The sequence below is a fragment of the Faecalibacterium sp. Marseille-Q3530 genome (assembly GCF_017377625.1).
Classification (GTDB): domain Bacteria; phylum Bacillota; class Clostridia; order Oscillospirales; family Ruminococcaceae; genus Faecalibacterium; species Faecalibacterium prausnitzii_E.
In genome coordinates, this window is record NZ_JAFREH010000003.1 from 54975 (window position 1) to 78109 (window position 23135).

Sequence of the window (23135 nt, forward strand, 5' to 3'; positions counted from 1 at the left end):
GCACCTCACACCTTTTCCATATCAATTTTTGCGCTTTCGCCGCTTTCCAGCTGGACCTGCAGCAACGCGCCCTGATCCATCAGTTTTTTCGTCTTTTCCAAATTTATTTTCGCATCGTTCAGAGCCTTTTCTCGCTCTTCACCCTTGCTTTGAATGGTCTGGATGAGCTTTTCCAACTCCGACTTTTTCTTGCTCAGTTCCTCGTTCAGACTGATATTGACGAGATCCTGCACCATCTGAATGTAGCTCTTCTGGCGTTCCCATAGATAGCTCTTCACCATGCTGACAACATTGTACGAGCAATCCTCTACCTTTCCCAGCAGTTCGTCCTGCAGTCGATCCAGTGTCCGGCTGCTGGCCTCTTTGATTTCTTTGGCCTGATTCTCGCGCGTCTCTTCCAGCTTCCGAAGTGCCTCTTCCAACCGGATGGCCTCACGCTGCTGTCTGCCATCCAGAACCTCACTTCTCGTTTCATGCACCCGTGCTTTTGCTTCGTTGACCGCTGCCTCCGCTTCACGAATCACCTTGTCCTTGTCATTCAGAATCTCATTCCGGTCTTTGATTGCTGCATCATGGGCCGCGCTATCCGTCTCTTCTGTCTCTACTTGCTCCCGTCGACCTCCCACAAAAACATTCGCAATCTTACCAAAAATACCATTTCGGCCGCGATCCACCATTTCGGTTTTCTTGGTTTTATTTACTTCCGGGATCTTGAACGCCGCCTTGAACTCTTCTCGGTTTTCCTTCAGCTGCTTCAGCCACTTCTGAGCTTCCTGAAGGTCACGCTCATTTGCGCGGGCTGCAATGAAGTCGTCCTTCAGCTGCTCGCTCTTTTCTTGCAGTTCCTCGACTCTCTTTTCCAGTGCTTCGCACTTTTTATCAAACTCGCCTAAATCCAAGCCGCTGGAGATGCTTTCGATTTGAAAGTTCTTCGGATCAATACCCAGCTTGACCGGTGAACCGGCGCCATCCAGTTTTTCTGCAAGCTCTTCGGCATGATCCATAAATTCGGTGTATACCATATCCAGCAGTTCTCTCCGCAGCTGTTCGTCCAACTCTGCGGCAATGCGGCCATATTCACGCTGTAATTTGTCGCCCAGCTTGGTGCTGTACTGCTGCAGATCCTCCGGAGAACCCTTGCGTTTCAGCTCGCCCTTGATCTTCTCCTGCAGCTGGCCGCACTCTGTCTTTGCCTGATTTTGCAGGTCGTTGAGCGTCTCACGCATTTGGCCTTTCAGCTGTCTGGATGCTTCCATCCGGCGTGTTTGCAGCTCGGCGATTTTTCCTTCCAGGATCTCTTTCTGCTGTTCCAGCTCTTCACTTCCAGACTCCCGCTCCAACATCTCGATCTGTGTTTTCAGACCCTCCTTCTGGGCACTAAGCGCTCTCAGGGTGCTGCCCAGCGGACTGAGCAGCTGATCTCTTGCACGCGCACCATTTGTCAGGTAATTCCACAGATGATCCTCAAAATTTTTCATGCGGGATTTCTTTTCTAGCCGTTCTCGCTCCTCCGGCGTGTCGATAGAGCGTTCATTGCCCCAGATGTCCAGAATGCTCTTGATATTTAGATCACGCGCTGTCAGCGCCTCGTTTGCCGAAATGGGCCAGATGTGTGGGATCTGCGTTTCTTCCGGGAACTGTTCGTGGTAGATTCGGGCGATGTGATTTACAATTCCTTCCACCGTTTCCCCTTCAGCAGTTTTGATGGTGTTGATCTTATTCAGCACAAAGAAAATATTGGAATTTCGGCTCTTCAGCTCACGCAGGAAATCAAAATTGCTTTTCGAACCGGGCTGTTCAGCATTGAACAGGAAAATGCACGCACTGGAACGGCAGATCTGCTCCTCAGTGATTTCGCGGTGATGATCTGCCGTTCCATTCAGACCCGGACTGTCCACTAGCGTCACGCCGTCGGTCAGGAAATCGGAATCGAAGAAGAGGTCTACATGGTCGACACGGGTCGCGGCACAATCATTTTCTTCATCACCGCGGGTGCTGACAACACGTTCAATCGTAGCCGGATCAAGGCTTTTCAAGACTTCTGTGCTGCCCTTCGGCTCACGATAATACACGATACCTGCTTCCCCATTAGGCGCACAGGTGACATGCCGCAGGAAGTTGACCGTCGCAGTCGTTTCGGTCGAAAAGGTCGGCAACGCCTTTTTGTGCATCATTGCATTCAGAAAAGTAGATTTACCTGCACTGAACTCACCCACGACTACGATGCTGAACACATTTTTCTCCACATTGTTATAGAAAACACGCAGATTGTCCGCCTCATCCTTTTTCTCCAGCGCTTCCATTACTTGAATGCTCTGGTTCAGAAAATCCATCACATCGTTTTTCCGCTGAATGTATTCTATCTTATATTCGTTCGTCATGCCAGTTGTTCCTCCATCCATCGTTTCATTTCGCACAGCTGACTCTTGCACTGTTCCAGCTGCTCCACTTCGTTTTCCAGCTCGGTTCGATGTTCTGCCTTTGCCATATTGATAAGCCGAAGCTTTTCCGCCATGGCATCCCGAAGACCCTCGACAGCCTTTTCAATACACTCCTTTTCCATGCTCGATATGAGATCTTCCATGATCTCGTTCATCCTCTGGGCAGTCTCGCCATTCTCGTCAAGGCAGTTTGCGACCTGTCTCATGAGGTTTTTCTTGCACAGATCCAGATACTCACTGGCCGCTTTGGTTTTTTCCAGTTGGATATGCTCCAGTCTCGCTTCCAGCTCTTTGCTCATCCGATCATAATTTTCCTGCAGCCTCTCCAGTTTCTCTTCAGCCCAGCCACTCTCGTTTTTCAGCTTGTCCACCTGTCTCCTCGCCGCTTCCAGTTTCTCCTTTGCTTCCGCTTCCTTTGATGTCAGGTCGTTGATTTCTCCCAGTTTTTCTTCCCACTCTCTCAGTTTGGTATCGTCATTTTCATATTGGGTCTCCATCTTTGGGCCGCAGACGATATTCGCAACTATTCCAAAGAGGCCCCTGCGCCCTACTTCGACCTCCACCGGTTTCTGCTCGATCTTCGGTCGTTCTCCCAGCTGTCTTTTTTTTGATTTCTGTATCATTATGCGCGATCCGGTACTCTAGTGCCTTTTCTTTCAGGTCTTCCTGGGTTTTGATTTTTTCTTCTTGCAGACTTTCAAGCTCTTGCGTCGATTTTTCACATTCATCCGTATGGTTCTTTTTCAACTCGATGATTTCTTTTTTCAGTTGCGCTTCTTTATCTTCCATAACTTTCAGTTTTACGTCGACATTTTCACTCTTGTCGAATTGATCCATCTTCAGTTCCAGTTTTGCTTTGACATCCTGTGATCTCTCGATCTTTTCCAGAAGCCAACTTCTGATGCCGTCGATCTCGCCCACACAGTTTTTCTGAACCACTCTGAAGCGTCGGTTCAGCTCGTCTTCCATCAACGGTACAAGCATAGTTTTCTGATACCCTTCCAAGCTGTGGATTGCATCTTGCGGCAGCCGTCCTCCTCTATATCCGGCAATATCTTCATCTATGTACTGCTCTGTTGCAGACAGCACCTCTTTGATCTCTGTCTTTATCTTTTTCCGGAGTTCCAAACCCTGTGACAGGACAAAATTCGTCAGCTTTTTCTCGTTATCCTTTTGCGCTTTCAGCGTCCGTTCAGCCTGTTCATCCAGCTTTTTGATTGCCATTCGGTCCCGGCTGAGTTCGTACGCCTCGCTGACCTGTTCGCTATGCAGACTAACTTGGCTCGCCATCTGCTTCATCCAGTCCAACAGTGCCCGGGCGCTGTCGCCATACTGGATCTCTGCCAGATTTTTTTCCTGAAATGTTTCTGCCAAAAGATCGAGTAATTGTTGAAAATTCGACCGCTGATACATCTGCCTCCGCATTTCTTCGGTCAGTTTCGGTTCATTGACACCGGCATACAGCCTGTCGATGCTCTGATCTTGTGCTGCCAGCGCCAGAAGCGCAGAGACGCCGCACAGTGAAAATTTCACGTCCGGCGCATCATACAGCACCTTTTCCTGTAGGATACGTTTCTGTTCATCCAGTTTTTGGCGCAGCGTCTCTCCCTCGGCGGCGTTCAGGTCGTCGATAAAGTTCTGGATAAAGATAAAGTTTTTCTGAATTGCGGCCAGCTGCCGCAGTAGCAGCGTATCGCTCTCAGAAATTCCTCGGCGAGAAATGAGATAAATACAGGCATGTGCCTGCTGGACCAGTGCCATTGTCTGTTCCCGATGTCCACCCTCTATACCATTCAGGCCCGGTGTATCTACAACCACCATCAGACGTGTGCTTTTCATCAGCGGCACAAACAGCTCCGCCTGTTCTACTTCCGCTGCCACATCGAGCTTATCACTTGCAGTCGTCGTATATTCTTTCAAGCTTGTAAAATCGTTCAGCGTCACAATTTCACCACTGTGGAGCTTGACATTTCCCTTTCCGCAGCGAGTGTCCTGCGGCGAAACATTCACTAGTCTGGTAATAGTTGCAGTCGTCTCCTTTTTGGCATGCTGCAGCACATCCTGCCCGATGAGCGCATTGATAAATGTCGATTTTCCTGAACTGAACTCGCCCACGACCGCAATGCGAAACTCTTCATCTTCGAAGCGCTTCTTAAAATATCTAAGTTTCTGCTGAAACTCTGAAAACGTCTGTAGTTCCTCCTGATTTTCCAGCCTTCGAATAACCTCAAGCCCTGTCTGCCGAATCGTTTTCTTTTCCATGTAGATACTCCTCTTATTCATTCTCTGCTTCTTACTGAGAGTCTCAATCTTTACTATGCACGGTATAGAGTAATAAATCCACTGCATAGTCAATAACTCTTCGATTTCTTTCCGTTTCATTGTAACACAACACAACTATCACTGCAATTCTTTGTGTGAAGTTTTGTCGTTTCACGGAATTACAAAAAAATTTTTGTCTCTTTTGCACAACCCTAGTATACAAAAAAAAGATGGACAGCTTGTCTGTCCATCTCCTAAAAAGTCAAGGTAGACTATTCTTAAATTGCCAACCTCTTTTGAAGCGATAGGCACTGTTCATCAGTTCATCTGTGATGGTGTAAAGCGCCCGGCGTGGCGAACCATATCCGCCAATCAGTCCAATCACAATCGCAAGATTCAGCACAAATGCAATGCTCAGCAATACCATCAAAAACTTTTTCATATGCTTTTCTCCTTCTGTCTTATGATTCCGTCACTTTTCTGCCCTCATTATACAGATTGGGCTGGACAGTATGGTCGTCCATCCTACACAAGCCACAAAAAAGGAACACGGCATTCTCATTTTGAATGTACCGTGTTCCTTCTGTCCGCTTTTGCAGCACTTCTTCTACATAGAAGTCAATCCTTCATTTCAGCGTCCTCCCGAATCTGACGCTTATATTTATAATAGGTATTCCGGGCAAGACCGGTCAATTTCATGCACTCCATGTCATCCAATGTGCCGCCAAACGCCTTACAATGGATACGGATTTTCTCCTTGGCTGCTTTGGACTTTTTGGTTTCAAAGCCAATGCCTTTCTTACGGCCAACCTGCTTGCCGTTCAGCCGGGCGGTCAAAAGGCCCTCACGGGTACGCTGGTGCAGATCGGCAACTTCTTTTTCGGACTGCTCAAAGGCCAGCTTGATCTGCTCCTTAGCCAAAGCCATCAAATATTCGTTGATACCCTTCAAGATGAAGTCTACATTTGTCCCTGTCATGGCAATGCTGCCGGACAGGGCTTTTTTGTAGGTCTCGGTATCGATGTGGTGCTCTTTCAAGAACACCAGTCGGATGCCCTTGTGGTAGAGGTCTTCGTACAAAGCAACACCTTCTTCTGCATTTCTGGACATCCGGGACACCGAATCGAACACCACCGTATCTCCTGCTTTCAGAACCCGGTAGAGCTTCAGCCACTCCGGGCGAAAAATGGATGTACCGGTGTAAGCTTCCTGCACGATATGGGCAGTCGGGTATTCTGCCTTGATGTTGCGGATTTGTCGGTCAATGCTCTGTTTTGCAGTAGAAATTCTGCAATAGCCATAAATGCTCATAACTCTTTTCTTTCTGTATCAAAAATTCCGTTCGTCATTTTAGCGTTGCCGATTTGCTGACGCAACTCTCTCAAACGATAGAGAATTTGATACTCTTTTACCTCTACGGCATTTTTAATACTTTTCCGGCACAAGTTTTCTGTTATTCTTGCTTCATATAGGTCTTTATAAATTCTTCCACTGTGACACATGGCTTTTGATTTTTCTCTGTTCCTCCAAACGGGGCGTAGTTCCAGTCGGTGTCCTCGTTAATACACCGCCGCCCATCATCGGGCAGTTCCAGCGGTTCCGCAAGGATGATGGTGCCCCAGTGGTTGACCATCACAAAGGGCGCGATCTCACAAGGGATGCCCCGGCACTCATCATCATGCCGGACATCGTAGGCGTACAGACCATCCGGGATGGTATCTCTCTTGATGCGGATGCTGGTGAACAGCGCAGGCTTTCCGCAAACCGTGATTTCTTCGTAACGTTCGGTCATTGCATTAAAGGTCATAAGGCGTTCCTCCTTAAATTTCAATGATAAAAGCTCTGAATTTCTCTTTGTAGAAATCCATTGCACTCTGCGGCAGGGAAGTCAGATTCCCTTCGCTGTCGCATCCGGCCAGAAATCCCGGCCCGGCAAGAACATCGGCTCCATCCCACAGCGGACGATTGAGCGGCAGGCCAAGCAGCTTGCCCTCATCATTGCAGACCAGTGTGACCTCTGAACTGGTATCACTCAATGTGATGCATTCAATCAGCCCGCCTACAAATTTCTGCATGGCTTCAAGAGTGTTGTCCAGTTCGATCTCCTTTGGCAGTTCCATTGGCAGGAGCGCAAGGGCTTTGATTTTTTCCTCTTTCATCGTAAAATCTCCTTATGCCACGTTTAGCCTTGTAGCCTTATAGCAGTCAGCGCACATTCCCTCATGGGTGGCTGCAAACTCTGCCGCCTGCATGATGGAGCCACCCTTCAGCTTGACCCTCTTGATGGGCTGACTGCACCGGGCACAGATGCAGGGAACAGGCGGCTGTTCCTGCTTTTGGCTGGTGGATCTCGGCTTCGGCTGCTTTTGCGGCTCTGCCTCCGGCTGCGGTGCAGCATCTTCCGGCAAATCCTCTCCGGCGTAGACGTACAGACCCAGGCCAAACATAGCAAGGTTCTTCACCAAGCACCGCATGATAGCTTTATTCACATCGAACATGGAGGCTGCTTCTACGGTGCGTTCTTCCATGCCGACTTTTTCACGGCGGCGAGTCTGCGGATTGTAGTCCCATTTCGGAGTGGTGTAGGTATAAGGCGTGGCTTTCATCGCTTTATTTGCGCTATCCAGTACAGGCAGCCACATTTCGTGCGAAACGCCCTCAATCGTGACCGAGGTGTACACCATGAAGCCGGTTATGGGATCATAAACATAGGGCAGACCGTTGAATTTTTTGACTTCATAGCTGGCAGAGGGATACAGCTTCTTCACCTCTGCCCAAGCATACGCCCAGCTTACATATTTCAGTTCCGTGTTGCCGGACTTTTTGACTTCCAGATGATCTTTGAAATCGATAGCAAATAATTTTACGAATGGATTTTCTGTGGCCATAATAAACCTCCAAGAAAAAAGGCGGCAGAGAATTTACTCCCTGCCACCTGATACAAGATTTATGCCGCATGAACGATGGTAAACCTGCGGCTGCTTACATTTTTGCTGTACTGGTTGAAAATGTCCGGCTGCTCTTTCCGCAGGCGTTGGGAATCCACACGCTTGCTTTCGGAGGATACCCATGACACCTTATAGCCCGGTGCTGTGCCATAGGCAGCATCCTGCATTTGCAGCTTGACCTGTTGCTCGATGGCCGTCTTTTCCTGTTCCATCTGCTCGATTTGGTCGGAAAGCTCCTGCCGCTTATCCAGAAGTCCATGCAAGGCACTCAGGTCAGCAGTCTTGTCCCGGTTGTCTACCTCATAAAGCTGGTTGATCTGCTGGGTGTCACAATCGCAACCGTTGGGTGCAGGGGGAATCTGGGGCACAACATGGTTCGTCCAGAAACGCTCTTCCTTATCAATGAGATCAGAAAGCACCTGTTTATCCGTCACGATTTTATGGATGACCAGCTCTCTGCCGAAAATCAGAGCCGCTACATACCAGCAGTCGAAACCGCTGACAGCTAAATAGTGGTCAACCTGAGCCAGATAGTGCGCAGGGATTTTTCCATCTGCCCACTTATCCGCAGAGAACGGCGAAACCGTCTTGCACTCCAATCCAGCTTTTTGTCCAACAATCAAACGGTCAAAGTCTGCCAACAGCAGCGAATGTTCCTCGCTTTGATAGATGGCATTTGCCCGGCGCACCTTAAAGCCCGTTTCTTCGGAGAACCGCTGCGCCACATAATCCTCCAAGTCACGGCCCTGCCGCATGGCTTCGTTGTCCATATTCTCAATGGTATCGCTGATTTTATCGTGGTACACCTGAAATGCAGAACGGTAGGGATTCAGGCCAAGGATAGCCCCGGCATCCGTGCCGGTAATGCCGCTCTTACGGTAGCGGAGCCAATCCTCTTTGGGCAAATTCAATGTAGATACAAGTCGTTTAATGCAATGTTCAACCTCTCTTTCAGCTGTTCTTCTGCGATAGAGAAATCATATTCCACCAAGTCTTTGATAATGGTGGAAAACTCGTCCACCAAAGTGCGGTCATCATCCAGCCACAGGGCATACAGGAAATCCAGAATGTTCCGCTGCACCCGGAGATGGTTCCAGAAACGCTCGTCCATTTGCTTTTCGGTGTCCAGCGTAATCAAGGCACTGACAATGGTGCTTTTCATCGTGATCTCGTATGCCGTGGTGCAAGTAGGCTTTGGAAAATCGGCTTCGATGCTGTTCAGGAACTCAGAAAATTCCCGGACAGCCCGATTGCTCACATCATTCATGATTCGCTCCTTTATGCTGCGGCCAGCACCATCTTATAAGCTTTATCAATCATCGGATTGCCCTCTGCGGTGCGCAAAAACAGATTTTCATTGTAGTTCCGGGTCTTGCGGATGGGGTCTGCGTGGGTGGCAAAATCAGAGACTGCGTTGATAAAGCGCCAACCGTTCTTGCCAACCCATTCCAGATCAGGTGCATTGTAGTAGCGAGCCTTCAAATCTTCCTGCAAGCGCAGGTTGTTCTTCCTCTGGCCATCGGTCATGTCTTCGGTGACAGGGAAAAACTCATTGATGAACTCCTGCACCTTGCGGTCAGACAGATTGATAGTGGTTAGTTCATGGATGCCCTTGCCCAGTTCCCCCATGTAGTTGTTGGCAAGCTGTAAGGTTTCACGGGCATCCTGCACCCGGAGCAGAACATTTTCGGTGTGGCGGGCAGTCCAGATGCGCTTTGCAGTACCCAGAGCCAGATTCAAAGTGTTCTGGCAGACTACACGAACCGGGGTCATGGCCACCTTCACACCAGAACTGCCATCGTGACTGTTGAAGAACACAAGATAGGGGGTCACTTCGTCTCCGGCGATGATGTACTTCTCCGGCAGCTTTGCCAGCATCCAGACTTTTTTGCCGCCCTGCAAAGAACCGGCAGTCTCATAAGTAACGCCCTCACCCAGCAGGTCATCGGTGAACTGGAATGCTTCTTCGTTCTGCACAATGCGGTAGCGGTCAGACACCACGCCCAGAACAGCATCATCCGTGCTGCGGACATTGGCACGATAGCCGGGGATCATAGCACCCGTGCCGGAATAGATGTTGCGGCTTTCCACCTGCCAATCCAGACCAGCCAGCTCCAATGCTTCACGGCTTGCAGGGGCATCCATAACGATACGGCCAAGACCGTGCCAAGGGGTTTCACGGACAGAGAACATGGTTTCAACATTTGCAGACATAACTACTACCTCCTGAAATTTTAATGTGATTACTTGTTTTCGAGTTTATGGGCGATCCAAATAATGAGTATTACAGCAGTTTTCCCGATTGCTTTTGCACCCTTCATCAGAATCTTTACCATAATATCAGCCATTGTTTTTCCTCCATTTTTCAAGTAAAAAGTAAAGACCTGTGGACAGAATCAAACTGCTCACAGGTCTTTCTACAAAGATAATATATAACTGTAATTCTTTCAGATACGCTTTGTCTTGTGTCAGGTGTGTCAAATGTGTCAGGTTTTTATGAAACTCTCTATATATTTCTTTATTTTTATCCCTTCTACTCTATTTTCTCTCTTAGATAAAGCGATAGGGATAATAGATAATATATAATAAAGGTTTCTCAAAAATCCTGACACATCCGGCACAGCTGACACAGTGTTTTACGTTCAAGTCTTTGTGCGGATACCCACGGCTACTGTGAGGTCATGCCACTCATTTTTACGAATTCCCTGATTCCGGGAAGCCTTAAAAGCCTTAGCTTCTTCAAAAGAAATCCTAAAACGAGCCATCTCCATAAAGCCATCCAACGTACAAGTGGCACTATTTCCACTCTGCACTTCTGTCAGTTGGAAATCAAGTACCCAGCGGTAGTCCTCATTCGTCAGCGGCGTAATCTGCGCCACACAGCTATTGACAAGCTCCCGGTCAACATCATTCCTCGATGCTTTCTGCCACTCATCCAACTTCTGCGCAATCAAATTCATGTCAAGAGTTCCACTGCGCTCATCCTCCTGTTCCACATTCTCATATTGAGACTGCAATTCTGCAATCTGCGCATCCAGCCCCTTTCGCCGTTCTGCCAATTCCTGTTTGGTGATGATGCCGTCTGCACACAGGTCAATATACTTATCCAGCCGCTCTCTCTGCTTAGCGATGCTCTTTTCCAGCATTGCCTTTCTGGAAATACGAACCGTCTTTTCCTCTGCCATGCAGCGGCTCAGGATCTTATAGACCTCTTTGACTGTCTTTCCCTTGTCAAATGTGAGATGTTCAAACACCTTTGCCGCCATCAAGTCCAGCTTCCACTCACTGATAGCCTTGATTTGGCAGCTGATGCTCAAATCAAGGCCATGTTCCTGCAAGTAGCTGATGCTCGGCCTGCGTGTACGGCGGTAGCACTGAAATCCATGAATTACAGCACCATCCCGGTTCACACGCCACTTGAACTGAATAAATCCTGCACCGCAACTGCAACGCAATTTTGCCGTCCAGACCGACTTAGGCGTATTTCTCATGTACTTGTGCTTTTTTCCGTTTTCATCGATTACTCGTGCTGATCTCGATGCCAGAATCTGCTGGCATCTCTCCCACATTTCTTCCGAAACCAATGGTTCAAAATTCCCTTTCACATAGATGTAGCTGCTTTCATCCAGATTTTTGATACGCTTCTGCGTCAAGTAATCGTCACTATGGGATTTATTATAGCAAATATACCCCTTATATGTTGCATTGTGCAGGACCCGACTCACCTTGGAAGCGTCCCACGAAACATGGCCGCCTGCATCTAATCGGCCAAGGCGGTATAATTCGTTTACGATTTTAACCAGCCCATTTTCTCCGGTAGAATACATTTGGAAAATCAGCCTTACTGTTTCAGCTTGGTCAGGGTCAGGAACATAGGTTCCGTTCTCCCTGCGGTATCCTAAGATATTTCCGCTGCCATACAGAACGTGCTTTTCTCTGCTGACTTTCTGCCCAGCCTTTACGCGCTCTGAAATTTTGCGGCTCTCATCTTGTGCCATAGAAGACATGATCGTCAGCCGAAGTTCGCCATCGTTGGTCGCCGTGTTGATACCATCGTTGATGAAAAATACGTCCACCCCACGTGCTTTCAACTCCCGTGTGTAGGACAGCGTATCAACTGTATTTCGTGCAAAGCGACTCACTTCGCGAGTAATGATTAGGTCAAATTTGCCCTTCTGAGCATCTTCCATCATGCGCAAAAACTCTGGCCGCTTCTGTGCTTGTGTTCCGGTGATGCCTTGGTCTACGTAGACCTCCACGATTTCCCAGTCCGAATGCCGGGAACATTCGATTTTATACCACTCCAACTGATTTTCTAGTGCGTTGATTTGCGCTTCATGTTCGGTTGAAACACGCGCACACATCGCAGCTCTTATACATATTTCCGCTATTTTTCTGATTTTGGAAAAAAATGGCGATCAAACAATGACCGCCATTTTCCCTTGCAGATATTGTAATTCTATTGTTTCTTTCACCCGTTTCACATACTGTTCCATAAAAGTATAATCAGGATTTCCGGATTCATCAACAGGAAGCATCACCCCAGTATTTGCCATTCGTTCGGAATTGAACTTATACAAGTAACCAAATTTGCTTTTTTGCTGTAAAATAGCAACTTTCATAAACAACAAGACAAATTCATTATCTTCATGGTGCTTCAAGTGAAAGCGTTTGACATCATCGGAGAAAATGCACTCATAAGGGTGATAAAAACCAATAACCATACCATTTCCATTATAATTAACTCCGAGCACATTTTTATCCAACGATTCGTTCGTATCACTTACAAAACGCGCAACGCCATTGTTGTTATCTAATGCCCCAATAAACGGTCTATTTCCGGCAGTAGTATCTGCCGCAACCAACCGTTTTCCCGGAAAAATATCAAAGATATCGGAAATAAGGAAAGACTTCCATTCTTTTTCATTCAATGTCGGAAGCGCTCCCCCCGTTTGGATGTTTTCACTAATATAATCAATGTAACTTTGTACTATCTGCCTTTCCCGTTCCTTAATGTACTGTTCCATAAAAGCATAATCAGGATTGCCGGATTCATCAACGGGGAGCATAATTTTACTGCGCCTTAAACGCGTCAATGTTGCACCGTTTCCGCCCCAACTAAAAATAGATAATGTGTTTTTTATTAGTGGAACAAGGAATTTTGCATTTACCGCATTCAATTTATCGTTCCTAAGCACCTGTATATTTTGTCCTGTATAGAAGGAATTTTCTTGATAAAATGCAGTTTGCGTATCTAATCCAACAGTAATACAATTACCTGTATCCATACCATAAGAAGGTTGTTTACATATGAAATCGTTGATTCCATTGTTTGTGTCCGTGCGTGTCACGTACGGATATTTACCAGACTGATATATCAATTTATTCTTATCTATTCCACTTGATGTGGATTTAATCGAAAAAACACTACTTAATGGAATTGCTAACCATTCTCTATCATGCAAATCAAGCATTGCCGTCACCGCCTTTCTGTCCGAACAAATACCCTTTTCCATGCGTAACCATGTTGAACTCAAACGTCAGATAATCGGCAATGCTGTTCATAAAGTCCGCTTCTGTTGGTATTTCGTCGTTATAGTAGTAAAAGGAATGCAGCCATTCGTCTGTATCTTCAACGGTTGTTTTCACCATGAAACTTGACGGAAAATCCGCAACCTTACCACGCCAGCAATCAAGAAGATACTGCCGTTTATCCTTTGCACGCTCCGTTTCCACAAGTCCCAAATGCTTTTTGACTTCAAAGCCATCATCTTCAAAATTGATGAACTTTGCAATCTTATCTGCCGGGTGCGGTTCGCCTGCCGTGAAAACAGCAATGCAGGGAACGGTGCCGACCCGATAGAAAGTGTCCTTGTTCAGACTGATAACACCCTCTAAGGTATGTTTTTTCAAAATATCCTGCTTGACCGCTTTGTCCTCTTTTGTCTTTCCAATCATAGCGGACACGGGGACAATCACAGCAGCGCGCCCGCCTGTTGTGATTGAATTGAGCAAATGACGGATAAAGCACAGTTCTGAAAGGTTCGCAGTATCCTTGCCTTTTGCCTGTGAATATGGCGGATTCATAAAACCTACGGTAATGCCACCGCCCTTTAGCTGTAATTCGCCGGGGTCTTGTGCCAGAAAATCTTCACAAATCAGGTTGCTTTGCCCGTCACCGCGCAGAATCATATTCGTCGTAGCGATTGAAAACATATCGTCACGAATTTCTATTCCGTGAATTTGCTGCTGTTTGATGTGCTTACGCTCTGTTTCATTCTTCGCAGCCCGGAGCATTTTGTGCATTCCCGAAATCAAAAAGCCACCTGCGCCGCAGCATGGATCAAATATAACATCTGCAGGCTTTAAATCCACCAATTCACAGAATAATTCCGTAATATGGCGAGGCGTAAGCACAACGCCCAAAGCCTGACCGTCCCCGCCCGAATAAGAAACAAATTCTCCGTAAAACCGTCCCAGATAATCTTCACGCCCGTTTGAAACAATCGCCTGAAAAATATTGTCGTTGATATACTCCGTGAAGTATTTCAGAGGTGTTTTGTCGCCCAGATCCTGACGCTTTGTGTTTAACTGCGGTCTATCCTTTATCAGTGTGAATTGGTTCAAAACACGCTGTTTTTTTACTTCCGGGGCAACTTTTGCGCGTTGCAGATTCTTTTCAAGATACTGATACAAAATAGCGCCGTCCGTGTTGCTCTCCAGTGTGTCACCCATCAACTGATTCAAATTAAAGCCGTATTCTTTTTCCCGCAATGCAAGAAGAATTGCAGATACAACAAGCGGCTTTTCATCTTCTCCAAGCCCGCCGTAATTCCGCAAAAATTCGTGAAGTTCCTTTGCCTTCTTCAGAATGTCAGCAAGTTCAATATCTTCCGGCGGCGTTTCCTCAAGTACAAGCTGCTTGTAATATTCCACAATATGAGCTGCTGAAAAGTTTTCAAATGTCTGAACTTCCGGCAGCCACTTATAACCGTTCTTATCTACAAATAGCGGCTGTAAAGTATGGTGCTTGCTATCACCAGCATTGCCGAACGCAAAAACCTTTTTGTAAGTGGTTTTCTGCAAGATGTGCTGTGCATAGTGCAACGCACCGTTGACGGCATAATCTGTTGCTTGCCCTATCCTTTCTATCACTTATCATTTTCCATCTTCCAGTATCTTATAGTCTGCATTGTTTTCAACCTGCTTCACACCTTACATAAGAAAAAAACTCCCCCTGATCTCCTGTTGCGGAAATCAGGGGGAGTTGATGCTTTACTTGTGCTTTTTCAAGCCCTCACGCGATTACTTGCGGGGGTTCTTGATCGCAGCCTGAGCAGCGGCCAGACGTGCGATCGGCACACGGAAGGGAGAGCAGCTGACGTAGTCGAGGCCAACGTTGTGGCAGAACTCGACGCTCGTGGGGTCGCCGCCGTGCTCGCCGCAGATGCCCAGGCCCAGGTCGGGGCGGGTCTCGCGGCCGTCGTGTGCAGCCATCTTGACCAGCTTGCCGACGCCGACCTGATCCAGATGCTGGAACGGATCGCTCTCGTAGATCTTGTTCTCGTAGTAAGCACCCAGGAACTTGGCAGCGTCATCACGGCTGAAGCCGAAGGTCATCTGGGTCAGGTCGTTGGTGCCGAAGCTGAAGAACTCAGCTTCCTTGGCGATCTCGCCTGCGGTCAGAGCAGCGCGCGGGATCTCGATCATGGTACCGACCTGGTACTTCATGTCAACACCGGCAGCAGCGATCAGCTCGTCTGCGACCTTGACGACGACGTCCTTGACAAACTTCAGCTCCTTGACCTCGCCGACCAGCGGGATCATGATGTGCGGGGTGATCATGAAACCGGTCTCAGCCGAGACGTTCAGAGCTGCCTTGATGACAGCGCGGGTCTGCATGGCTGCGATCTCCGGGTAGGTGACAGCCAGACGGCAGCCACGGTGGCCCATCATGGGGTTGAACTCGTGCAGGGAAGCAACGACGTTCTTCAGGTCATCGAAGGTCATGCCCATATCGGCGGCCAGCTCCTTGATGTCCTCATCCTTGGTGGGCAGGAACTCGTGCAGAGGCGGGTCCAGATAACGGATGGTCATCGGGCGCTCACCCATGATGCGGTACATGGCCTCGAAGTCGCCCTGCTGGAACGGCTCGACCTTGGCCAGAGCAGCTTCGCGCTCTTCCACGGTACGTGCGCAGATCATCTCACGGACGGCCTTGATGCGGTCTTCTGCGAAGAACATGTGCTCGGTACGGCACAGGCCGATGCCCTCAGCACCCAGGTCAACGGCCTGCTGTGCGTCACGGGGGTTATCCGCATTGGTCATGACCAGCAGCTGACGTGCAGCGTCTGCCCAGCCCATGAAGCGGTTGAAGTTCTTGTTGCCGGTAGCGGCGACGGTTGCGACCTGCTCGCCGTAGATGTTGCCGGTGGAGCCGTCGATGGAGATCCAGTCGCCCTCGACGAACTTGTGGCCGTTGATCTCGAAGGTCTTTGCCTCTTCATCGATCTTCACGTCGTTGTCATTGCCGCAGCCGGAGACGCAGCAGGTGCCCATGCCGCGGGCAACAACGGCTGCGTGGCTGGTCATGCCGCCGCGGACCGTCAGGATGCCCTGAGAGACCTGCATACCGACGATGTCTTCGGGAGAGGTCTCCAGACGGACCAGAACGACCTTCTTCATCTCGCCGGACTTGACCTTCTCCTCTGCCTCTTCTGCAGTGAAGACGATCTGGCCGCAGGCGGAACCGGGAGAAGCTGCCAGGCCCTTGCCGACGACCTCAGCTGCCTTCAGAGCAGCGGCGTCGAACTGGGGATGCAGCAGGGTATCCAGCTGCTTGGGCTCCACGCGCAGGACAGCCTCCTGCTCGGTGATCATGCCCTCGTCCACCAGGTCGCATGCGATCTGCAGAGCAGCCTGCGCGGTGCGCTTGCCGTTGCGGGTCTGCAGCATGTACAGGTGACCGTCCTCGATGGTGAACTCCATATCCTGCATGTCGCGGAAGTAGTTCTCCAGACGGGTCGCGATCTCAACGAACTGATCGTACACCTCAGGCATCTGATCCTTCAGGTGGCTGATGGGAGAAGGAGTGCGCACACCTGCAACGACGTCCTCGCCCTGTGCATTGATCAGGTACTCGCCCATCAGCTTCTTCGCGCCGGTGGCGGGGTCACGGGTGAATGCGACGCCGGTGCCGGAACGGTCGCCGGAGTTGCCGAATGCCATCTGCTGCACGTTGACCGCAGTGCCCCACTCGTAGGGGATCTCGTTCATCTTGCGGTACACGTTTGCACGGGGGTTGTCCCAGCTGCGGAAGACAGCCTTGACAGCCTCGATCAGCTGATCGCGGGGATCCTGGGGGAACGGCTTGCCCTCGTTCTCCTCATAGATCTTCTTGAAGATGCCGACCAATTCCTTCAGGTCGTCTGCCGTCAGGTCCACGTCGTTCTTGACGCCCTTGGCTTCCTTCATCTTATCGATCTCGACTTCGAACAGGCTCTTCGGGACCATCATGACGACGTCTGCGAACATCTGCACGAAGCGGCGGTAGCAGTCGTATGCAAAGCGGGCGTTGTTGGTCTTCTTGGCCAGGCCCTCAACAGCCTCGTCGTTCAGGCCCAGGTTCAGGATGGTGTCCATCATGCCGGGCATGGACTGACGTGCGCCGGAGCGGACGGAGACCAGCAGGGGGTTGGTGTTGTCGCCAAAGGTCTTGCCGGTGATCTTCTCCAGGCCCTTGACGTGCTCGAAGATGTCAGCGGTGATCTCGTCGTTGATCTGGCGGCCGTCAGCGTAGTACTGGGTGCAGGCCTCGGTGGTGATGGTGAAGCCCTGCGGCACCGGCATACCGGCTGCGGTCATTTCAGCCAGGCCGGCACCCTTGCCGCCCAGCGTGTTCTTCATGGTGACTTTGTCGCCACCGAAGGCGTCGTTGCCCTCGCTGAAGTAGTACAGATACTTTTTGCTCATGCGTTGTTTACCTCCCAATCGTGGCCCCCGGTCCAAATGTCCCGGCGGTCTCATCGTTTGCTCACAATTACTGATACGATGAACATTATCATGTGAATGCTCAATTATTATACCAGAAAATCACTTCCTTGCCACCATGCAAAACACCGAATTTGTTTGATAATTTTTGTGCAATCCCTTGCATTTTACTGAGTTTTTGAGTAATATAGAATGGGAGAGATTTCGAGAGGTTTTTGTTATCTGGAGCCATTTTTCCGTCTGTTGGATACATCTTTCTATCCAATGAGCTTTGTTGCGGACAGCCCTCCGGGGATCTGCCGCAATTTCTCCTCTCCCCAACCAATTTCGATCCAGTTCCAAGGAGGGATCATTCATGGAATCCAGTTCCAATGTTGCACGTGAGGCTGCCCGCGCCAGGCTGGCCGCCGCTGAGGCAAAGCGGGAGGATATCCTGCTGTACCACATCGCCAACGGCGTGAACATCGAGAGCCGCACCGTAGAGATCGACGAGGGCGTCGTCATCGCACCCGGTGCCACCATCCTTTCCGGCACCATCCTGCGCGGCAAGACCGTCATCGGCGCAGGCTGTGTCATCGGCCCAAACAGCCTCATTGAGGACAGCACCGTGGACGAGGGCACCACCGTCAACGCCAGCCAGGTCTACGGCTCCCATCTGGGCCCCCACAACAACATCGGCCCCTTCACCCATGTGCGGGTGAACACCGTCACCGACTACGGCGTCCATCTGGGTGCCTATGTGGAGACCAAGAACTCCAACTTCGCCCGCGGCAACACGGTCAGCCACCTGACCTACATCGGCGACAGCGATGTGGGCAAGTACTGCAACTTCGGCTGCGGCACCGTCACCTGCAACTACGACGGCAAGGACAAGTTCCGCACCACGATCGGTGACTACTGCTTCATCGGCTGCAACACCAACCTCGTGGCTCCGGTCAAGGTCGGCGACGGTGCCTACACCGCCGCAGGCAGCACCATCACCAAGGATGTGCCCGCGCAGGCCCTCGGCATCGCGCGTGACCGCCAGACCAACCTCGAAGGCTGGGCCGCCCCCAAGATGGAAGCTTACATCGCCAAAAAGAAGAAGCTGGAGGATGAGCAGGGCAAGTAAGCCCCTGCTCGTTCTGAATGCCCCTCTCAGTCTCGCATTCGCTCGCCAGCTCCCCCGATGGGGGAGCTTTTGCCGTACTTCACCGTACAGTATAAGACCTCGCCCATTGACAGACTCCCCCGGCCGGGGGAGGTGGCACGTTAGTGCCAGAAGGGGACAGGGTGGCATTGCGAAGCAATGACGGAGAGGGTTCTTTTTCGTCGCTTTACGATTTTTCACTCTAAATGTATATCTTTTTACGCGCACGTATGTTATACTAAGAACTTGCTTTCAGAGCAAAAATAAAACAGGAAAAGGCAAATCATCTATGAATGCAAATGACATCTGGCTGATCGCCGGTCTGGGCAACCCGGAGTCCAAGTACGACGGCACCCGCCACAATGCCGGTTTTGCCGCGCTGGACCATCTGGCGGGCAAGTGGGGCATCGCGGTCAGCAAAACCAAATTCCAGGGCCTGTGGGGCCAGGGCGAGGTGGACGGCCACAAGGTCGTGCTGCTCAAGCCCCTGACCTACATGAACCTTTCGGGCGACTCCATCGCCCCGCTGGCCGGCTTCTTCAAGATCCCGGCCGACCACGTCATCGTCCTGTGCGACGACATCACCCAGGCCCCCGGCAAGCTGCGCATCCGGCCCTCCGGCTCGGCAGGCGGCCACAACGGCCTGAAGAGCATCATCGCCCGGCTGGGCGGCGAGAACTTTCCCCGCATCCGCATCGGTGTGGGTGCCAAGCCCCGCCCCGACTACGATCTGGCCGACTGGGTGCTGGGCAAGTTCCCGCCCGACGACGTCAAGGCCATGACCGACCGCTACCCCGATCTGGAAGCGGCCGCCAGGCTCATCATGGACGGCAAGCTTGGGCTGGCACAGAGCCGCTACAACGGGTAATCGGATGCTGTAAACGAGAGGAGGTCCACGATGTACGAATCCCTGCTGAAGCACACGGCAGAGTACCAGAAGATTTCTGCGAGCCTTGCCACGCCCGGCCCGGCGGCGCTGTTCGGCCTGCCCCCGGCGGGCCGCGCCCTGCTGTACGCAGCCCTACAAAAAGACCTGGGCCGGGTACTCTGCATCGTGACGCCCGGCGAGGCCGAGGCCACCCACTTCGCCGACGACCTCAAGGCGCTGGGCCTGACGGCGGCGGTCTTCCCGCCCCGCGACTTTATGCTCCGCCCAGTGGAGGGTGCCGGCCGTGAGTACGAGTACCGGCGGCTGTCGGTGCTGGGTGCACTGGCCGGCGGGCGGCTGAACGCCGTCTGCGTCCCGGCAGAAGCCCTGCTGCAATACACCGTCCCCCGCGCGGAGTTCCAGAAGAACACCCTCACCCTCAAGCCCGGCATGGTCTACAACCGGGAGGCGCTGGTGGAGCGGCTCTTCTCGGCCGGCTATGTCCGCCGCAGCCAGGTGGACGGCCCCGGCCAGTTCAGTGTGCGCGGCGACATCGTGGACATCTATGCGCCCGACATGCACCAGCCCGCCCGCATCGAATACTGGGACGACGAGATCGACTCGCTGGCCTCCTTTGACCTGCTGACCCAGCGGCGGGACGGCTCGCTGGAAAAGATCTATCTCTCCCCCGCCCGCGAAGTGCTGTTCGGCAGCACCGCCGACACCGCCGAGGCCCTGCGCGCGGCCCAGAAAAAGGCGCGCGGCAAACACCGCACGGCGCTGGAAAAGGCCATGGAGGCCGACCTGTCTCAGCTGGACTCCGGCCTGATGCCCGAAGCCATGGACAAATACTACGGCCTGCGGTATCCCGCCCCGGCCACCCTGCTGGACCACCTCGATTCTCCGCTCTTCGTGCTGGACGAGGTGGGCGGCATTCGGGACGCCCAGAAAGCCACCGAGTTCCGGCGCGGCGAAGAGCTGACCGGCCTGCTCGAAGAGGGTGTGCTCTGCCCCGGCCTGGATGTGCTGTACCAGACCATGGACGACCTCGTTTTTGCGGTGCAGAAACAGAGCACTCTGCTGTGTGAGAACTTCCTGCGCGGGATGAACGAGTTCCAGCTGAAAGACCTCATCAACGCAGAGGCCTTTGCGGCCCCCAACTGGGGCGGCGACCTGGCCTCCCTGCGGGAGGATCTCGACCCGCTCATCGCCCAGGGCTACGCCGTCACCCTCTTTGCCGGTACGCCCAAAGGCGCGGCGGCCCTGACCCGCGACCTGGCCGACAAGGGCTACTCCGTCAGCATGAGCCGGGACGTCCGCCCCGCCAAAGGGCTGGTGCAGGTGCTGCCCGGCCACCTGACCGCCGGGTGTAACTTCCCGTTCGCCCGGATGGCGGTCATCTCGTCCCGGCGGCATGGTCTGGACGAAGCCGCCGAGGCCAAAAAACGCAAAAAGAACAAGAATGCCCTGTCCAGCCTGTCGGACATCAAACCCGGCGACTATGTGGTCCACCAGAGCCACGGCATCGGCATGTATGCGGGCATCCAGCGGCTGGAAGTGCAGGGTGCCATCAAGGATTATCTGAAGATCCAGTATTCCGGTTCGGATGTGCTGTATGTGCCCGTCACCCAGCTGGACCTGCTGAGCCGTTACACTGCCCCCGGCGACGAGGAAAAGGTCAAGCTGGCCAAGCTCGGCGGCACCGAGTGGCAGCGCACCCGCGCCAAAGTCAAAAAGGCCACCGAGGAGATGGCGCAGGAGCTGATCGAGCTGTATGCCCGGCGGCGGCAGGCCACCGGCTATGCCTTCCCGCCGGACGGCGACTGGCAAAGCGATTTTGAGGCCCGCTTCGAGTACGATGAGACCGACGACCAGCTCAACGCCACCTCCGAGATCAAAAAGGACATGGAGCGCAGCTACCCGATGGACCGCCTGCTCTGCGGCGACGTGGGCGTCGGCAAGACCGAAGTGGCCCTGCGGGCCGCGTTCAAGTGCGTCATGGGCGGCAAGCAGTGCGCCATCCTGGCCCCCACCACCCTGCTGGCCTGGCAGCACTACAATACGGTCCTCTCCCGCATGGAGGCGTTCCCGGTCAAGGTTGGGATGCTCTCCCGCTTCCGCACCGCCAAACAGCAGAAGGAGACCCTGCGCGGCCTGCAGGCAGGCAGCGTGGACATCGTGGTGGGCACCCACCGCCTGCTGTCCAAAGACGTCCGCTTCCATGACCTGGGCCTTGTCATCATCGACGAGGAGCAGCGGTTCGGCGTCAAGCACAAGGAAAAGCTCAAGGAGAACTTCATCGGGGTGGACATGCTGACCCTGTCGGCCACCCCCATCCCCCGCACCCTGAACATGGCCATGAGCGGCATCCGGGACCTGTCCACCATCGAGCAGCCGCCCATTGAGCGCCAGCCCGTGGAGACCTTCGTCCTCGAATACAACGACGTCATCCTGGCCGAAGCCATGAAGAAAGAGCTTGCGCGCGGCGGGCAGGTCTACTACCTGCACAACCGGGTGGACAACATCGAGTCCACCGCCGCCCACGTCAGCCAGATGGTGCCCGGTGCCCGCGTCGGCATCGCCCACGGCAAGATGACCGAGGAGGAGCTGAACCCCGTCTGGCAGCACCTGCTCAACGGCGAGATCGACATTCTCGTCTGCACCACCCTCATCGAGACCGGCATCGACGTGCGCAACTGCAACACCCTCATCATCGAGGACGCCGACCGGATGGGTCTGGCCCAGCTGTACCAGATCCGGGGCCGCGTGGGCCGCAGCGGCCGCAAAGCCTATGCCTACTTCACCTTCCGGCGGGACAAGACCCTCTCCGACATCGCGCAGAAGCGGCTGTCCGCCATCCGGGAGTTCACGGCCTTCGGCTCCGGCTTCCGCATCGCCATGCGCGATCTGCAGATCCGCGGCGCGGGCAGTCTGCTGGGCCACAGCCAGCACGGCCACATGGAGGCCGTCGGCTACGACCTGTACGTGAAGATGCTGGGGCAGGCCATCGCACAGGCCAAGGGCGAGCCCATCCAGCGCGACAAGAGCGAGTGCCTTGTGGACCTGCGGGTGGATGCCTACACCCCCGAATCCTACATTGCCGACGGCCCCGGCCGCATCGAAGCCTACAAGCGCATCGCGGCCATCCAGACCCCCGAAGACGCCGCCGACGTGCTGGATGAACTCATCGACCGCTACGGCGACCCGCCGCCCTCGGTCAGCGACCTGGTCAACGTCTCGCTGGTCCGGGTGCAGGCCACCGCCGTGGGCGTGTACGAAGTCACCCAGAAAAAGGACACCCTCGTCCTGCAGGTCGAGACGCTGGATGTCCCGATGATCCGCGGCCTGCTCGTGGCCTTCAATGGCCGCGTCACCGCCGGTGCCGGCAGCAAACCCTATCTTTCCGTCACCCTGCAGCCCGACGAAAAGCCGCTGGACCTGCTGCAAAGCATCCTCAAGGCGATGGCCGAGATCTTAGGAACAAAATAACCCCCTCC

Annotated in this window: 18 protein-coding genes; 3 read left to right on the forward strand and 15 right to left on the reverse strand. The window is 52.5% G+C overall.

What is annotated here, in order from left to right; translation table 11 throughout:
• Positions 1-5: 5 nt before the first annotated feature.
• The 15 genes from J3350_RS04540 to ppdK form a co-directional block, all read right to left on the reverse strand.
• Positions 6-2417 (reverse strand): dynamin family protein, encoded by a 2412-nt coding sequence (locus tag J3350_RS04540; protein WP_207685847.1) that lies wholly within the window; start codon positions 2415-2417, stop codon positions 6-8.
• Positions 2378-3004 (reverse strand): hypothetical protein, encoded by a 627-nt coding sequence (locus J3350_RS04545; protein WP_207685848.1) that lies wholly within the window; start codon positions 3002-3004, stop codon positions 2378-2380. Before J3350_RS04545 ends, J3350_RS04540 begins: the two co-directional genes overlap by 40 nt.
• Positions 2922-4703 carry a dynamin family protein gene (locus J3350_RS04550; protein WP_207685849.1) on the reverse strand — a complete coding sequence of 594 codons (1782 nt, stop codon included), beginning with the start codon at positions 4701-4703 and terminating at the stop codon, positions 2922-2924. The genes J3350_RS04545 and J3350_RS04550 overlap by 83 nt, the downstream gene beginning before the upstream one ends.
• Before the next feature lie 262 nt (positions 4704-4965).
• The gene (locus J3350_RS04555) at positions 4966-5145 is read right to left on the reverse strand and encodes a hypothetical protein (protein ID WP_117554102.1); all 180 of its coding nucleotides are present in this window, start codon (positions 5143-5145) and stop codon (positions 4966-4968) included.
• A 176-nt stretch (positions 5146-5321) separates the two neighbouring features.
• Positions 5322-6014, reverse strand: a complete 693-nt coding sequence (locus tag J3350_RS04560) for a recombinase family protein (RefSeq protein ID WP_207685850.1) — start codon at positions 6012-6014, stop codon at positions 5322-5324.
• Between the two features lie 142 nt (positions 6015-6156).
• A complete protein-coding gene (locus J3350_RS04565; protein WP_207685851.1) occupies positions 6157-6510 on the reverse strand; it encodes an LPD28 domain-containing protein in 354 nt (117 codons plus the stop codon).
• A 13-nt stretch (positions 6511-6523) separates the two neighbouring features.
• On the reverse strand, positions 6524-6862 hold the full coding sequence (locus J3350_RS04570) for a DUF3846 domain-containing protein (RefSeq protein WP_207685852.1): 339 nt from the start codon (positions 6860-6862) through the stop codon (positions 6524-6526).
• Positions 6863-6874: 12 nt separating this feature from the next.
• Entirely contained in the window at positions 6875-7591 is a 717-nt protein-coding gene (locus J3350_RS04575) for a DUF1071 domain-containing protein (protein WP_207685853.1), read from the reverse strand.
• A 59-nt stretch (positions 7592-7650) separates the two neighbouring features.
• Positions 7651-8562: a YqaJ viral recombinase family protein gene (locus J3350_RS04580; RefSeq protein WP_242700135.1), complete on the reverse strand. Its 912-nt coding sequence runs from the start codon at positions 8560-8562 to the stop codon at positions 7651-7653.
• Positions 8559-8918, reverse strand: coding sequence for a DUF3848 domain-containing protein (locus tag J3350_RS04585; RefSeq protein ID WP_207685854.1), 360 nt, complete (start codon positions 8916-8918; stop codon positions 8559-8561). The genes J3350_RS04580 and J3350_RS04585 overlap by 4 nt, the downstream gene beginning before the upstream one ends.
• An 11-nt stretch (positions 8919-8929) precedes the next feature.
• The gene (locus tag J3350_RS04590) at positions 8930-9865 is read right to left on the reverse strand and encodes a DUF932 domain-containing protein (RefSeq protein ID WP_207685855.1); all 936 of its coding nucleotides are present in this window, start codon (positions 9863-9865) and stop codon (positions 8930-8932) included.
• A gap of 428 nt (positions 9866-10293) precedes the next feature.
• Positions 10294-12015, reverse strand: coding sequence for a recombinase family protein (locus J3350_RS04595; RefSeq protein WP_242700136.1), 1722 nt, complete (start codon positions 12013-12015; stop codon positions 10294-10296).
• A gap of 54 nt (positions 12016-12069) precedes the next feature.
• Complete coding sequence (locus tag J3350_RS04600; protein ID WP_207685856.1) at positions 12070-13125, reverse strand: restriction endonuclease subunit S; 1056 nt, start codon at positions 13123-13125, stop codon at positions 12070-12072.
• Positions 13118-14806 (reverse strand): class I SAM-dependent DNA methyltransferase, encoded by a 1689-nt coding sequence (locus tag J3350_RS04605; RefSeq protein ID WP_370569260.1) that lies wholly within the window; start codon positions 14804-14806, stop codon positions 13118-13120. The genes J3350_RS04600 and J3350_RS04605 overlap by 8 nt, the downstream gene beginning before the upstream one ends.
• Positions 14807-14956: 150 nt before the next feature.
• A complete protein-coding gene (ppdK, locus tag J3350_RS04610) occupies positions 14957-17623 on the reverse strand; it encodes a pyruvate, phosphate dikinase (protein ID WP_207685857.1) in 2667 nt (888 codons plus the stop codon).
• Between the two features lie 373 nt (positions 17624-17996).
• On the opposite strand from ppdK, the gene J3350_RS04615 reads away from it, so the two are divergent.
• From J3350_RS04615 to mfd, 3 genes are all read left to right on the forward strand, one after another.
• Positions 17997-18752, forward strand: a complete 756-nt coding sequence (locus tag J3350_RS04615) for a DapH/DapD/GlmU-related protein (RefSeq protein WP_207685858.1) — start codon at positions 17997-17999, stop codon at positions 18750-18752.
• 307 nt (positions 18753-19059) lie between these two features.
• Positions 19060-19638 (forward strand): aminoacyl-tRNA hydrolase, encoded by a 579-nt coding sequence (gene pth, locus J3350_RS04620; protein ID WP_097791552.1) that lies wholly within the window; start codon positions 19060-19062, stop codon positions 19636-19638.
• Positions 19639-19668: 30 nt separating this feature from the next.
• Positions 19669-23127: a transcription-repair coupling factor gene (gene mfd, locus J3350_RS04625; RefSeq protein ID WP_207685859.1), complete on the forward strand. Its 3459-nt coding sequence runs from the start codon at positions 19669-19671 to the stop codon at positions 23125-23127.
• Positions 23128-23135 lie beyond the last annotated feature (8 nt).

Bases quoted from the DNA above. Each gene is read 5' to 3' on its own strand.
- J3350_RS04550 (WP_207685849.1), bottom strand. From the start codon at position 4,703: ATGGAAAAGAAAACGATTCGGCAGACAGGGCTTGAGGTTATTCGAAGG.
- J3350_RS04555 (WP_117554102.1), bottom strand. From the start codon at position 5,145: ATGAAAAAGTTTTTGATGGTATTGCTGAGCATTGCATTTGTGCTGAAT.
- J3350_RS04560 (WP_207685850.1), bottom strand. From the start codon at position 6,014: ATGAGCATTTATGGCTATTGCAGAATTTCTACTGCAAAACAGAGCATT.
- J3350_RS04565 (WP_207685851.1), bottom strand. From the start codon at position 6,510: ATGACCTTTAATGCAATGACCGAACGTTACGAAGAAATCACGGTTTGC.
- J3350_RS04570 (WP_207685852.1), bottom strand. From the start codon at position 6,862: ATGAAAGAGGAAAAAATCAAAGCCCTTGCGCTCCTGCCAATGGAACTG.
- J3350_RS04575 (WP_207685853.1), bottom strand. From the start codon at position 7,591: ATGGCCACAGAAAATCCATTCGTAAAATTATTTGCTATCGATTTCAAA.
- J3350_RS04585 (WP_207685854.1), bottom strand. From the start codon at position 8,918: ATGAATGATGTGAGCAATCGGGCTGTCCGGGAATTTTCTGAGTTCCTG.
- J3350_RS04590 (WP_207685855.1), bottom strand. From the start codon at position 9,865: ATGTCTGCAAATGTTGAAACCATGTTCTCTGTCCGTGAAACCCCTTGG.
- J3350_RS04595 (WP_242700136.1), bottom strand. From the start codon at position 12,015: ATGTGTGCGCGTGTTTCAACCGAACATGAAGCGCAAATCAACGCACTA.
- J3350_RS04600 (WP_207685856.1), bottom strand. From the start codon at position 13,125: ATGCTTGATTTGCATGATAGAGAATGGTTAGCAATTCCATTAAGTAGT.
- ppdK (WP_207685857.1), bottom strand. From the start codon at position 17,623: ATGAGCAAAAAGTATCTGTACTACTTCAGCGAGGGCAACGACGCCTTC.
- J3350_RS04615 (WP_207685858.1), top strand. From the start codon at position 17,997: ATGGAATCCAGTTCCAATGTTGCACGTGAGGCTGCCCGCGCCAGGCTG.
- pth (WP_097791552.1), top strand. From the start codon at position 19,060: ATGAATGCAAATGACATCTGGCTGATCGCCGGTCTGGGCAACCCGGAG.
- mfd (WP_207685859.1), top strand. From the start codon at position 19,669: ATGTACGAATCCCTGCTGAAGCACACGGCAGAGTACCAGAAGATTTCT.